13 protein-coding genes are annotated in these 13,658 nt (G+C 37.5%); 4 read left to right on the top strand and 9 right to left on the bottom strand.

The features are described from left to right. The first annotated feature begins 15 nt into the window (after positions 1-15). On the top strand, positions 16-549 hold the full coding sequence (gene idi, locus EGI26_RS14560; RefSeq protein ID WP_255079441.1) for an isopentenyl-diphosphate Delta-isomerase: 534 nt from the start codon (positions 16-18) through the stop codon (positions 547-549). Between the two features lies 1 nt (position 550). Here idi and EGI26_RS14555 read toward each other — a convergent pair whose 3' ends face one another. From EGI26_RS14555 to EGI26_RS14515, 9 genes are all read right to left on the bottom strand, one after another. Next, positions 551-1,867 (bottom strand): ATP-binding protein, encoded by a 1,317-nt coding sequence (locus tag EGI26_RS14555; protein ID WP_255079439.1) that lies wholly within the window; start codon positions 1,865-1,867, stop codon positions 551-553. 185 nt (positions 1,868-2,052) lie between these two features. Next, positions 2,053-2,949 carry a 4,5-DOPA dioxygenase extradiol gene (ygiD, locus tag EGI26_RS14550; RefSeq protein ID WP_409035374.1) on the bottom strand — a complete coding sequence of 299 codons (897 nt, stop codon included), beginning with the start codon at positions 2,947-2,949 and terminating at the stop codon, positions 2,053-2,055. Positions 2,950-3,182: 233 nt separating this feature from the next. Beyond that, positions 3,183-3,845: a DUF2461 domain-containing protein gene (locus EGI26_RS14545; protein ID WP_255079437.1), complete on the bottom strand. Its 663-nt coding sequence runs from the start codon at positions 3,843-3,845 to the stop codon at positions 3,183-3,185. A gap of 6 nt (positions 3,846-3,851) precedes the next feature. Next, positions 3,852-4,778: a glycoside hydrolase family 43 protein gene (locus tag EGI26_RS14540; protein ID WP_255079436.1), complete on the bottom strand. Its 927-nt coding sequence runs from the start codon at positions 4,776-4,778 to the stop codon at positions 3,852-3,854. 24 nt (positions 4,779-4,802) lie between these two features. Then, positions 4,803-5,219 carry a hypothetical protein gene (locus tag EGI26_RS14535; protein ID WP_255079435.1) on the bottom strand — a complete coding sequence of 139 codons (417 nt, stop codon included), beginning with the start codon at positions 5,217-5,219 and terminating at the stop codon, positions 4,803-4,805. 609 nt (positions 5,220-5,828) lie between these two features. Further along, positions 5,829-6,653 carry a lipocalin family protein gene (locus EGI26_RS14530; RefSeq protein WP_255079434.1) on the bottom strand — a complete coding sequence of 275 codons (825 nt, stop codon included), beginning with the start codon at positions 6,651-6,653 and terminating at the stop codon, positions 5,829-5,831. Positions 6,654-7,589: 936 nt separating this feature from the next. Then, complete coding sequence (locus EGI26_RS14525; protein ID WP_255079432.1) at positions 7,590-8,708, bottom strand: TlpA disulfide reductase family protein; 1,119 nt, start codon at positions 8,706-8,708, stop codon at positions 7,590-7,592. Positions 8,709-8,794: 86 nt separating this feature from the next. Next, entirely contained in the window at positions 8,795-10,501 is a 1,707-nt protein-coding gene (locus EGI26_RS14520) for a GMC oxidoreductase (RefSeq protein WP_255079431.1), read from the bottom strand. 3 nt (positions 10,502-10,504) lie between these two features. Further along, positions 10,505-11,026: a gluconate 2-dehydrogenase subunit 3 family protein gene (locus EGI26_RS14515; RefSeq protein WP_255079430.1), complete on the bottom strand. Its 522-nt coding sequence runs from the start codon at positions 11,024-11,026 to the stop codon at positions 10,505-10,507. A gap of 139 nt (positions 11,027-11,165) precedes the next feature. Between EGI26_RS14515 and EGI26_RS14510 the strand changes: the two genes are divergently transcribed. The 3 genes from EGI26_RS14510 to EGI26_RS14500 all read left to right on the top strand — a co-directional run bounded on the left by EGI26_RS14510 (position 11,166) and on the right by EGI26_RS14500 (position 13,649). Then, positions 11,166-12,014, top strand: coding sequence for a DUF1080 domain-containing protein (locus EGI26_RS14510; protein WP_255079429.1), 849 nt, complete (start codon positions 11,166-11,168; stop codon positions 12,012-12,014). Between the two features lie 231 nt (positions 12,015-12,245). Further along, entirely contained in the window at positions 12,246-12,707 is a 462-nt protein-coding gene (locus tag EGI26_RS14505) for a GNAT family N-acetyltransferase (RefSeq protein WP_255079426.1), read from the top strand. A 114-nt stretch (positions 12,708-12,821) separates the two neighbouring features. Continuing rightward, positions 12,822-13,649 carry a DUF481 domain-containing protein gene (locus EGI26_RS14500; protein WP_255079423.1) on the top strand — a complete coding sequence of 276 codons (828 nt, stop codon included), beginning with the start codon at positions 12,822-12,824 and terminating at the stop codon, positions 13,647-13,649. Positions 13,650-13,658 lie beyond the last annotated feature (9 nt).

The following is a 13,658-nucleotide window of genomic DNA, read 5'->3' as shown; positions in this document are numbered from 1 at the left end:
TGTGTTTACAAATAAATGCAAATCATTAGAATGCCGCAAATTATCAATATTCCACTTGTAGACGACAACGACAATATTATAGGTCATGCCGAAAAACTGGAAGTTCACCTGAAAGGATTATTACATCGGGCGTTTTCGATATTGGTTTTTAATGAAAAAAACGAGATTTTGATTCATCAGCGAGCTTTTGAGAAATATCACTCGCCGGGACTTTGGACCAATACCTGCTGTGGGCATCCCAACGAAGGAGAAACCATGGAAGCTGCCGTTCACCGCAGACTACAAGAAGAAATGGGATTTGATTGCGACCTTTCTCACAAATTTACCTTTCGCTACAAAGCCGAGTTTGACAATGGCCTTACTGAGAATGAAATTGACCATGTTTATATAGGTACTTTCAATGATACTTTTACTGTAAATCCTGAAGAAGTAGCCGATTATAAGTGGATTTCAATTGAAGAAACCAAAGAATTGATTCTTCAAAATCCTGATGATTTTACAGTTTGGTTTAAGGAAATTATGAATCGTGAAGCTGAATTATTGGCTTGAATTATTCCTTCAAAAACGCCTTTACTCCATACAAAGGATAACTCTTTATTTGTTGATACTCTGAGTAGTTTTCTAACGAAAAACGGTAACCGAAAGGCGTATTTTTCTCAGTCAAAAACTGCCTAAGACTCTGCATACTGCCTTTTCCTGACGATTTAACTTCTATCGGCAAAATTTCTGAGCCTTTCTGAATCACATAATCGAGTTCGGCATTGGCATTGGGGTTTTCACGGTGCCAATAGTATAGGTTTTGGGTTTGAAAAGGAGAGTTGTTTTTTAAATACTCTAATGCCCAAAATTGCTCAGCAATCGCTCCCTTGTTTATCAGAGAAGTATCTGTGTCGAACAAAAAGTCTGAAATATTGAGACCTAAAATCCGCTGAAAAATACCTGTATCGTATAAAATCATTTTGCGTTTTTTGGGATTTATTTCCGCTCCTAACGGAATGCCGTTGGCTGAGGTGTGCGTCACTGGATACACCAACCCAGCTTCTATAAGCAGTTCCAAGGTTTCTTTCGCCTGTCCATGATTGATGTTTTGGCCTACTTTTGAATATACAAACTTACCTCCACTTTGGCTGATTACCGAATCAAAAATTTCAGAAATTCTAGCCGCAGGCACACGTTTTTTGTACTTCACAAAATCTGCTTTGATAGACACTATTAAATCATCTAAAACTTGTTGTGCTGAAAGTAATGATTGATTTTTGGTATATGCACTAACGGCCTCTGGCATACCACCAACCAAAAGATAAACTTTAAGAAAATCATTTAACTTTTGATGAATAGCGGCTTGTAAAGGGTTGTCGATATTTGCCGAGTTTTTCGCTTTTGCTAATTTGTCTTCGCCCAAAGCATCTAAAAACTCATCAAACGAAAACGGGTACATGAAAAGTGATTTTATTCTGCCCACCCCAAAAGTCGGGAGTTCTGTTAAAGCGAATTCAAGCAACGACCCTGCCGCAACCAAATGTAATTCAGGCATTTTTTCATAAAAAAACCTCAGTGAAGCCAACGCCCGTGGACATGCTTGAATTTCATCAAAAAACAAAAGCGTTTTCTGGGGAATAATTTCTTGATTCAAAAAAACAGAGAGGTTCTGAATCAAAAATTGAGGGTTTAAATCTCCCTCAAACAATTCAATTAGGCCTGGATTTTCTTCAAAGTTTATCTCAACATAATTGTCAAAATGCTGAGCCAAATTCTTCACAGCAGATGACTTGCCAACTTGACGAGCACCTCGAAGCAAAAGTGGCTTCCTTTCTGCTGAGCTTCTCCATTCATCTAAATAGCTATCTATAAGCCTATTGAAGTACATGTTTTCATTTTTAGTACCCAAAAATAATACATATTTTTCATTTATAGTACCCAGAAAATAAATTATTTTTCATTTTTAGTACCCGAAAAATCTTCTCTTTTTGCATTTTTAGTACCCGAAAGCGTTTTTTGACATAAAAAAAGACCAAAACTTTCACGATTTTGGTCTCAAATTTTAAAAGTATTTTACCCGATTTTCACCGAAGTCATGGTCAGCGAACCCGCAATGGCTTTGTCGTTGAAAAACTCGATTTTGTCTTTCTCATCTTGCAGCCCAAGTGTGTAAAGCAATGGGTAATAATGGTCTGGCGTAGGAATGGCCAAATGAGCATCTTTGTGCAAAGTTTTATAATCCCAAAGTGGTTTATGGTTTTTGTCTGAAATCAGTTTCTTAAACAATTCATTCATTTCTATCGCCCAATCAAAGCCATACTCTACGTTGAAACCCTTGGCGGGGTCAGCCCCACGAGGAATGCTTATCATTCTGAGATTGTGCACCATATTGCCGCTGCCCAATATCAACACGCCTTTGTTGCGAAGAGTGGCCAATTGCTTGCCCAGTTCATAGTGATATTCCCCTGATTTGTAGAAATCTACGCTCAATTGTATCATCGGGATGTTGGCCAATGGATACATTTGTTTTACTATACTCCAGCTGCCGTGGTCAAATCCCCAGTCGTGGTCGAGGCCAACCTCGGTGTTTTTTATCAAATTTTTGGTTTCGCTGGCCAATGTCGGAAAACCCGGTGCCGGATATTTTACATCGAAAAGTGCCTGAGGAAATCCACCGAAATCATGAATGGTTTCGAGTTGAGGGGCAGCTGTAACGAACGTTCCACGAGTTAGCCAGTGTGCCGAAATACACAAAACCGCTACAGGTGTAGGTATGTTTTTGGCTATTTTTTGCCATTTTTGGGTAAATTCGTTGTTTTCGATGGCGTTCATGGGGCTGCCATGGCCCACAAAAAGCACTGGCATTTTTTGGCCAGTTTCGGGTAAACTATCTGCTATGTTTTTTAATGAACTAAGTGTTGCCATTGCTGTAATGCCTGCTGAGGCTTTTATGAAATTTCTTCTTTTCATTTTGAATATTAATTATACCGTTAGGTCGGAAAGACACTAAGATTTATTTTTCAGAATCTTTTAAATTTCGTTTAGACTTTAAAAAATATTCAGAAAAGTGTAAAACCTAAGAGCTGAATCTGTTGATATACAGAATATTGCTCGATACACTTTCATCTATAAAATGCCTTTAAGATTATTAAAGTTCAAAGAAAGTAGAATATTTTCAATTACATTATATGTAGTTACATATTTTAGCTTCTATTCAAAAAATCACCTAGAGGCTTTAATGTTTCGAAGACTTTAGCAGCGGTTTCTACAAAATTTGGTTTAGCGAGTTCTGTGTCTGAAACTTTGTGGGTTGCCAGAAAACTCTTCATTTTCAGAAGCTCAATGAACTGGTGATCTTCTGGATATCCTTTCGGCATTCGGGCCAATTTATCACCTTCTATTTCCCCAAATGTTTTTTTGAAGTCTGGATTTTCAAGAATTTTCACCAAATCGGCACCGTTGTAATCGATTTCTTGTCTGATGCCTTTGAGCCAGTCTCCTTGTGGCAAATACGCACCGCCCGCCAACATGCTGTCGCCTGGCTCAATGTGTATGTAATAGCCAGAGCGAGTGTGAATTTCTGATTTTTTCGGGGCAATAGAAATATGTGCTCCAAAATGCGACTTGTACGGAGATTTGTCTTTAGAGAATCTTACATCTCTGTAAATTCTAAAAATGCATTCTTTGGCTTTTAGGTGACCAATACTTGGGTCGAAGATGGCTATTTGAGCAAAAAGTTCTGTTATGAAAGTTTCAAATTCAGCTTTGGCAATTTCGTATCTGCCTTTGTTGGCCGTAAACCATTCTTTGTTGTTATTGGCTTTCAGGTCTTTTAAAAAAGCCAACAGTTCGTTCGAGATTCCCATTGATTTCTATTTTAAAGCGTTTATGATTTTTTCGTTTACTTCCAAGGCCGTTCCATGTCGTATCCCCTTCGGAAAAACCACTTGGTCTGAAACGTCCTCCCAAGTCTTCATGTCTTTGGAGCGAACGCAGCCGTATTTATGGTCACGATATTTATCAAAATATACATAAATATATTCCCCAATTTTCAAAGTTGTAGGCCCCTCTGCCCAATAATCACCCGTGATTTTTTCTGAGACTTTGGTCTCATAAGGCCCTTCGGCATTTTTGCAGGTGCTGAGCCTCAGGTTCTTCTCTGGCGGATTTGGGTTTTCGTTTTTCAGCACCATCCAAAATTTCCTTTTGTGCTTAATCAATGTGGCGTCTATCACGCTGAAATCGGGATTAAAGAACATTTTGGTCGCACTAAATGTCTTAAAATCTTTGGTTTTGGTATAATACATACGGTGATTGAGCCCTTTTTCTTTTTCAGAATCTGCAATGTCAGAATGCCTCCCGGGAATGGTGGTGGCCCAAAATATCAAATATTGTTTTCGTTTTTTGTCATAAAAAACCTCAGGAGCCCATGAGTTTTTGGCTGTTGGTTCGTGTATCATCACAGGAATCGCTATCTGTGGCGACCAATTTACAAAATCTTCCGTATTGGCATACGCAATTATTTGGTCATTCCAGCCGCTCGTCCAAACCATGTGGAATTTGCCGTCTGGACCCTTGATTACGCATGGGTCACGCATGAGTTTGTCTTTGCCGGTTTCAGGTTTAAGAAAAGATTTGCCGTTGCCCACAGCTTCCCATTTTAGCCCGTTCGTACTATGTGCCAAATGCAAACCATCTTCGCCATTTCCGATGAAATAGGTAAAAATGTAGTGATTTTGGGCAACGGTATTTTGAGAAAACAAAAAACAAATGGCTATAACTTTTAAAATTTTTAACATTGAGTCAAATCTTTAGGATAGTTTCTAATTTTCAAAAAACACTTTCGTTTCAAAACCTGTTTCACTTTTAAAGTACTCCCTAAACCTTCGCCGTTCTTCTGGATTTAATGTGTTGGTCTCAATAACAAACTTCGTGTATTCTGTTTTAACGAAAATTTCGTTTCCTTCAATTTCAACATAATTAATGTCTTTTAACTTTATAGTTTTTGTCCAAAAAAAGTATTTGTATAGAATTAAGGCCTCACCATCAATTTTTGCAAATGGAAAATAAATAATATTGAACACGTTAAAACAGGCAACTAAGATAATGATTACATAAAAAACTAAAAATGTAAGGTCTGTATTTGACTTGGCTTTGAGAATTGTTATTACTAATAGTACTAAAACCCAAGTAATGGAGCGGAGTATGTATTTGATGTCATTTTTGAATATAAGTGGCATAAGGGAATAGCTGAATTTCATGCAATTTAAAAAGTATATTCCAATGAAAAAAGCAGGAACATTTGAACTGCGATTATCAGAACCATCTTTTATTATGGGCCTATTTATTTGAAGCGAAATACTAAAATTTTAAAGTGTGGTCATTTCCATCGGCCCTCATTTCCTTACAGCGAGAACTTATGTGTGCCGTAAATCCTCGAATCGGTAAGATGAACAATCGCTAAGTATTTAGTCTGACGATTAAGCACAGTAAGATTTTAGCACAAGGCCTAATAATTAAAAAAACCAACTGGGCTTTAGCCAAAACACAAAAGCTTCAACATTTCGACTAAAGTCAAAAAGGAATTACTTTTATCATCCACAGGCTAAAGCCAATAGGAATTGAGACCTTTAACTTGAAAAATGACAATTGATTAAGAAGACAAATTAGGCTTTAGCTAAAACATTTCGGCAGATACATTTGTGTTTTTTAAGTTTTTTTAGGGTCTATACTTAAGTTTTTAAAGCTTACAAAACGTCTTTGTGCGAAACCCTTAGTACACGCATGCTAAAGAAAATTCCTACCACATCAAGTTTCTGAAAAATACCCTTCAGAGCTAAACTCCCAAATTATAGTTTTGATGAATCATTTCTAAATCCTTCTTCAAGTCTTGAAAACAAGTCAAACAATTGTTTATCACCAGATCCATTTCCAATAGGATAGGTAGTGGAATTTAAATGCTTTTCTATCAATACTTTAGAAGCATTGAAGTTTACTTCTGAGTGAAAATAAAATCTCCAATTGTTAAAAGAAGATTCAGGATTTGGACGAACACCATATTGTGTTATTTCTATGGGGCTGGGTAATGTTTTGGCATCAATCTTAAAGATTTTCTTATCTACAGCTAATTGAAAATATAGCTTATAATAAGTTAAATGATTTAAAATTCGACTTTTGATTTGATCATTATTCTCGTTTTTTGTTGCCTGAATTCTCCATTTATTATTTTCTATTAAAAAGGGGTTCTCTTTTGGATCTTTTGAATTTTCAAAACCAACAAACTTAAAATATTTATAGGAGTCCTCCTCTTTAAAACCTAGTGTCAATGTATCGTTACTTAAACTTTTAAATAGAATTGTATCAATCTTGCCAGTATTTTGCTTTAGTAATAGATAGTCGTCCTTTTTTTCCCAAGTTCCGTGGTTGTATTTATAGAAATAGGAGGAATAGTTCCCGTTGGAATGGAAATCTAAAAAACTGATTGGAGTCATCATCTTATTCAGCTGATCTCCAGTTAGATTAATAATATCCATTCTTCCTGAATAAAATATATCGTCAGGTAATTCAATTGGAGTCCAAGATTTAGAAAGTTTGTTTTCGATACTTTGGCAAGAAATGACAAGAATAAGACTTAAAGCACATCCGATATACTTTAATAGTTGAGTGGTTTTCATTCTGAAAAATTTAAATTATGTGTACAATATTTGACGAGAGTAATTCGTGAGAGTCTCCATTAGGATTCTCCAATTACAATAAATTTTAAATCATTTTTCAAAAAGTATGCCAATAGGTTTCTCCAATATTCAATTTGGAATTTTTTTTGAAAGAAATGTTTTAAATTCTAAAATTGGCACTACTCAAACAAATTGCTCTTATTTGACTTCAGATTATGAATAGACCTCCATCATCAGGTGATTGAATCGCATAAGTATTTGGTTTGAAGAGATATCAAAGCATAATTATAACAAAAGTTTCGACTAAAGTCAAAAAGGAATTTCTCCTTCATTGTCCACAGGCTAAAGCCAGTGGCAATTGAAAACATTGTATCAAAGCTTGATAATGAATTGCCTCCTGCTTTAGCTGGAGGTTGAGTATTTAAGAAGACAAATTGGGCTTTAGCCAAAACTTACCTGCTTCAAAATTTCGAATAAAGTCATAAAGGAATCTCTTTTATCATCCATAGGCTAAAGCCAGTGGCAATTGAAAACATTGTCTCAAAGCTTGATAATGAATTGCCTCCTGCTTTAGCTGGAGGTTGAGAATTTAAGAATATAAATTGGGATTTAGCCAAAACTTACCAGCCTTAATATTTCGACTAAAGTCAAAAAGGAATGTCTCTATCAGCATCCACAGGCTAAAGCCTGTGGCAAATGAAAACATTGTCTCAAAGCTTGATAATGAATTGCCTCTTGCTTTAGCTGGGGTTGAGAATTTAAGAAGTCAAATTGGGCTTTAGCCACAACTTTCAGAAGATATATTTTTTGTTTTTTGGAGTCTCTAATGGGTTTCTATTTGAAGTTAAAAGACTTAAATGAATTCTTTGGGTAAAATCCGTAATACATCTGTAATCAGGAAATATCGTTACTACAGTATTACATAACTACTAGATTCTATTTTAGAATGATGAATTTCTCATAATCTTGGTAATTCATTCCACCAATATGGATATTTTTAAAAACACCGTGCTCATCTATTAGGATCGAAACCGGGATAGCATCAACATTAAAATCGTGTTTGACATTTCGATCTATTCTTAATTGTGTCCAATCCATTTTATTCGTTTTAATAAAAGCGTTAAGTTTATCCAAATCTTTATCTTCTGACAAACTCACTAAGTTTATTTCAGGATATTTTTCATGTATTTTCTTTAAAAATGGTATTTCATAAACGCACGGCCCACACCAAGTAGCCCAAAAAACAAGTAAGGTTTTTTTTCCAATAAAGTCGTTTAAATCAAACCTTTTTCCTGCTAAATCATTAGTAATCAATTTAATATTATTTTTCTTCCCAATTTCAGGTAAGTTTTTGAATTTTAGGGATTTTATCTCAATTTCAGAGAATAGTTTTTGACCTAGCAAAGTATTTTTTAAGTCTTTATTCAATGTTTCAAAAGTTAGTAAGAAGTCAGTGCTTTCAACATAAATCAATCTTTCTACCATCCTATTCAAAAACACTAGGGACTCTAGTTTGTCAGGGTGTTGTCGTATAAAAACCAATTGCTTGATATACCATATATTTTTTGCAAACTTAATTTTGTTTTGGAATGCAACTATGGAATCATAACTCAAATTAGAATGGTTTCTAAAAGACAAATATTCCTTATCTAAATTTTTCCATTCTGCTAAACTGAACTCCGATATCTTTTTTGCGAAATCTTCAAAGTCAATAAAATTGTTGGACGGCACAAAATCCCCATTAATACAACTTAACTCTAAATTTGGGTCTTTTTTTCTCTCTACAATAAATCTTTTGTATAACGAAGTGGAATCTGTTAGTGTTTTTTCAATTTCTAAATCGATAAATGAGTCTTTAAATTGAAACTCTAATAATTTACTGCCTGTCATATTCTTCGGCAAAGTCCTTAATTTTTCATCGAAATGATTGAAGGTGAATTCTGTTTTTTGAAGATCATAGGCTCCGCAATTCTTTAATTTTATTTGAAAGACTTGTTGAGCGTTAACATAATTGAGAACAAATGATAGGAGAATAGCGGAGGTAAAGATTTTCATATTGAATGGATAATTGGGTGGTCAAGTATTTGGAGAATATATATCAGCAGAGTTCCAAAGGAAACTCTGCTGATAATTTTTAAAACCTACAAATTCCCCTTCCGCATCTCTTTCACCGCATAATCAACCGCTCTGGCAGAGAACGCCATGTAGGTCAGTGATGGGTTTTGGGTAGAGGTGGAGGTCATGCAGGCTCCGTCGGTCACAAAAACGTTTTTGCAGGCGTGTAGCTGGTTGAAGCCATTCAGCATCGAGGTTTTAGGGTCTTTGCCCATTCTTACACCGCCCATTTCATGTATGTCAAGGCCAGCAGGCTGTTTGCTGTCGTTGGCTTTGATGTTCGTAAAGCCCGCCATTGTAAACATCTCCGTCATCTGGTCTATGTAGTCTTTCACCATTTTTTCGTCGTTTTCGTCGTAGTCTACCGATATTCTCAATTGTGGCATTCCGAATGGGTCTTTGAGGTTTTTGTCCAAAGCCACAAAATTGCTTTCTTTCGGTATGGTTTCGCCCATCATGTGCGAGCCTACGCTCCAGTTGCCATATTCTCTCTTGGCCAAATTGTCCTTCAGCGTTTCGCCCAAGCCTTCGCTTTTGTTCCACGACATACGGTTGGCTCCAAAACCCGCTGCATAGCCTCTCAAAAAGTCAGTTTCTTGTTTCAGTACGTTTCTAAACCTCGGTATATACGGGCTATTCGGGCGTTTCCCTTCGGTGGTTTTGTCCAAAAATCCTTCATATTCGCCGGATACTCTGGCTCTGTAATTATGAAACGCCACGTATTTGCCCAACACGCCCGAGTCGTTGCCCAGGCCGTTTGGGAAACGTGCCGAGGTGGAGTTCAGCAATATCAGGTTGGTATTGATAGCCGCCGCATTTACAAATATTATCTTGGCATAATACTCAGTCATTTCTTTGGTGTTGGCGTCTATCACTCTTACACCAGTAGCTTTGCTGAGCTTGTCGTCATAAATGATCGAATGCACCACACTGTCGGGCTTCAAGGTCATTTTACCCGTCTTCATGGCCCACGGAATAGTGGAAGCATTACTACTGAAATATCCGCCGTAAGGACAGCCACGCTCGCAGATGGTTCGGTTTTGACATTGTGCACGGCCTTGGTCAAAGTGTATCTGATTTGGCTTGGTCAGGTGGGCCGCACGACCCATAATTACATGGCGGTCTTTTCCGTATTTTTGAGCTACTTTTTGGCTGAAATAATCCTCTACACAGTTCATTTCATGTGGAGGCAAAAACTCCCCGTCGGGCAGGATTTCAAGGCCGTCTTTGTTGCCCGATATACCCGCGAATTTCTCTACGTAGCTATACCACGGAGCCATATCGTCATAGCTTATCGGCCACTCTACTGCATAGCCATCTCTGCCTGGGCCCTCAAAATCGTACTTGCTCCAGCGTTGCGTTTGGCGGGCCCATAGCAGCGACTTTCCGCCTACTTGGTAGCCTCGTATCCAGTCGAAGGGCTTTTCTTGCACATAAGGATGCTCCTTGTCTTTCACAAAAAACTGCGTGGTGCCTTCATAAAAAGCATAACATTTGCTGATGATCGGGTTCTCTTTCTTGAAGTCGTGGTTCAGCTGGCCACGGTGCTCAAACTCCCACGGCTGGGTCATGGTGGTCGGATAATCCACAATGTGTTTGACATCGCGGCCACGCTCTAGCACCAAGGTTTTTAGGCCCTTTTCGCACAATTCTTTGGCAGACCAGCCGCCACTTATTCCTGAGCCAACTACTATGGCGTCAAAAGTTCTTTTCTTTTTATCTGGTACAAACATTTTTTACTGGGTTACGGGTACACAGCCGAGGTATCTGCCTGGGGCAAACTCAAACTTGGCGATGTTGGTTAGGAAATATTCTGAAGAAGTATAAGCCTGCACCGACAGCCTTTTGGTGGTGTTGAAAAACCACTTTTGGTCTTTGTCGGAGCTGAGGTCAAGGCCTTGTAGCAAGTGTATTTTTTGCGGTTTTGAGCATTCGTTGTATGTTTTACCATACAGAAGTTTTGAAATATCTTCCACTTTGCTTATCGCAACTTTAAACCTTTCTCTGTCTTCAGGAGAGTAGATGTCGGCCATTATGGTTTTGATAAACTTGGCAATTTCTAAAGTTTTAGCTCCAGGAGTATTGGTTTCTGGAATGATAGTTTCGGCTAAATCTTCGAGCAGGCTATTTTGGTCTAAACTCAAACCTAAATTGTCTTTTTTGATGTTGGCTCCAGACCAACCATTTGCCCAAGCAGGCAGAGCGATTACGCCAAACGCTCCTAATCCGAGATTTGAAAAAACCTCTCTTCGTTTCATAGATTTCCTATAATTTGGTTGAATTCCTAAATAATTTTAAAATTATCAATATTTCTTCAAAATGCTTATTAAATGATTGAATAATTATATTTTCGGCTAAATTTGGGTTTAAATTTCCCATTCATTTTCAGCCAATCTCATGAAAAAAATACTTTTTGCACTTATTTTATTATCAAATATTGGATTTGCCCAAATCACCGCTCCTAAGAAAGAATGGCGACAGCTTTTCAATGGCAAAAACCTCAAAGGCTGGGACATAAAAATCAGGAACTATGAGCTGAACGATAACTTTGCCAACACATTCAGTGTAAAAGACAAAAAGATAGTAGTCAATTACGACGGCTACGACAAGTTTAACCAACGTTATGGACATTTGTTTTATAAAGAGAATTTCTCTTATTATAAAATAGCCACCGAATACCGTTTTGTAGGAAATCAGGCCAACGAAGGTGAAGGTTGGGCGTTTAGAAACTCCGGCATCATGGTACACGGTCAGCCGGCCAGTAGCATGACAAAAAACCAAGACTTCCCAATTTCGATAGAAGTACAGCTACTCGGAGGCAAAAGCGACGGCAAACCAAGGACAACATGTAACCTTTGTACCCCAGGTACTAATGTAGTGTATGAAGGAAAATTTGACACCCGTCACTGTATCAGCTCAAAATCAAAAACTTATGATGGCGACCAGTGGGTGAGGGCAGAGGTAGAAGTGCTGGGCGATTCTTTAATAAGGCACTATATCAACGGTGAGTTGGTGATGAGCTATGAAAAGCCAACAATTGGCGGGGGCAATGTGGGAAGTTTTGACCCAATGTTTAAGCTAGATGGCAAGCCGCTGACGGAAGGAAGCATATCACTACAAAGCGAAAGCCATCCGATAGAATTCAGAAAAGTAGAAATACTCAATCTCAAAGGCTGCATGGATCCGAAAGCCAAAAACTTCAAAAGCTATTATGTAAAAGAAGATAATGGGACTTGTAAGTATTGAGGATTTACTGAAAATTCTGTTATTTTAGCTCTAAAGTTGCTTATTATTAGTGCCTTATATTTAGCTCAACAAGACCACGAAGTGGTCAAATATGAATAGCCCCGAATAAAATTCGGGGAATTGTGAATATTAGGAATCAGCCACGACGCTGAAGGGGGTCGAACGTTACAGTTAAAGCAAAAGACACAGAAGGTAATTTTCATACTTTTGTATTCTAAATTAAAAGAATAAATGTTCCTCGAAAACTACCGATTCGAAAAAGACGATTATTATATCAGCACAGATAAAACTCTGCTGGATTTTGAAGTAATTCATGGATACCTCAAACGCTCTTATTGGTCTGAAAACATTCCGCTTGAAATTGTCAAAAATGCGGCCAAGCATTCTGTAACTTTTGGCATTTATACCGCTAAAAACGTCCAGATAGGCTATTGTAGAGTTGTTACAGACCAATCTTCGTTTGCATATTTGGCCGATGTTTTTGTGTTGGAAGAACATCGTGGGCTGGGTTTGTCGAAGTTTCTGATGGAGTGTATTATGGGTATTCCGGAGTTCAAAAGTCTAAGAACCTGGCTGTTAGCCACCAACGACGCTCATGGGCTTTATCGCCAGTTTGGGTTCGACTCCCCCAAATTTCCAGAAAAAATTATGCAGATTTCGAGGCCAGATTTGTATAAAAATATGGGTGACTAAAACCACCCACAAAAATGAATTGCTTCTAAATAAGTCTTTCATGCTGACTTTTTGATTGTGAAACTAAAAAATAAAATTAGTTTTGCATTCAATAAAAATAAGCCCTGAAAACCTATGAAAAAACTTGTACTGTTGGTACTGCTCAATTTTACTTTCTATAATATCTATGCCCAAATAGATTCTACCCAAACCACCCAACAAACCTCTGAGGACGAAGAGGAAGAAGGAGACGAAATGCCTTCTACCGAAGAGCGAGAGGCGTTGCCTGAGTGGTATTATTCGTTTGGAGCGGATGGGGTTTACAACTCTGGCAACGTAAATAGGCAGTTGCTAACCTTGAGAGCCTCTGTGAACTTCGAAAAACCAAAATCAATTTGGGGCTTCAATACCTCTCCGAAATATCAATATGGGCGAAACAACAAAATACTCCAAGAAAGAGAGTTTTATGCAGACTTAAATAATACACTTTTTTATTCACAATCAGATGTTTATGGACTGGTTTTTGGGTCCTATGAAGAAAGTAATCTGCGGAAAATAAATTCTAGATTTATGCTTGGATTGGGTGTGGGGTATAAAATAATTGGTAGTAAAAACCACCCAAATAGTCGCGTGAAACTCGGAATAAGTAATGCGTTTTTGAAAGAAAAGACTGATTTTTACACCAGAGAAGACAGAAATATTTGGCGAAATTCGACTAGAGTAAAATTGAAGGCGGAATTGATAAAAGACAAATTGTATTTTAATAACGTCACGTTTTTTCAGCCTTCTATCACCAGCAACTATCTCAGGTGGAATGCGTTCTCGCAAATTCAGCTAAAAGTTGCCAAACATATTTCGTTTACAGCTGCCTTAGAAAATAGCTTTGAAAATATCAATACCGAAGGAGTGAAAAACACACAGATAAATGCGATTTTGGGATTTACCTATAGCCAATCTAACTAATTAATTTTT

Source organism: Lacihabitans sp. CCS-44, from assembly GCF_024343735.1.
GTDB lineage: Bacteria > Bacteroidota > Bacteroidia > Cytophagales > Spirosomataceae > Leadbetterella.
This window is presented reverse-complemented; position numbering and strand designations above follow the sequence as displayed.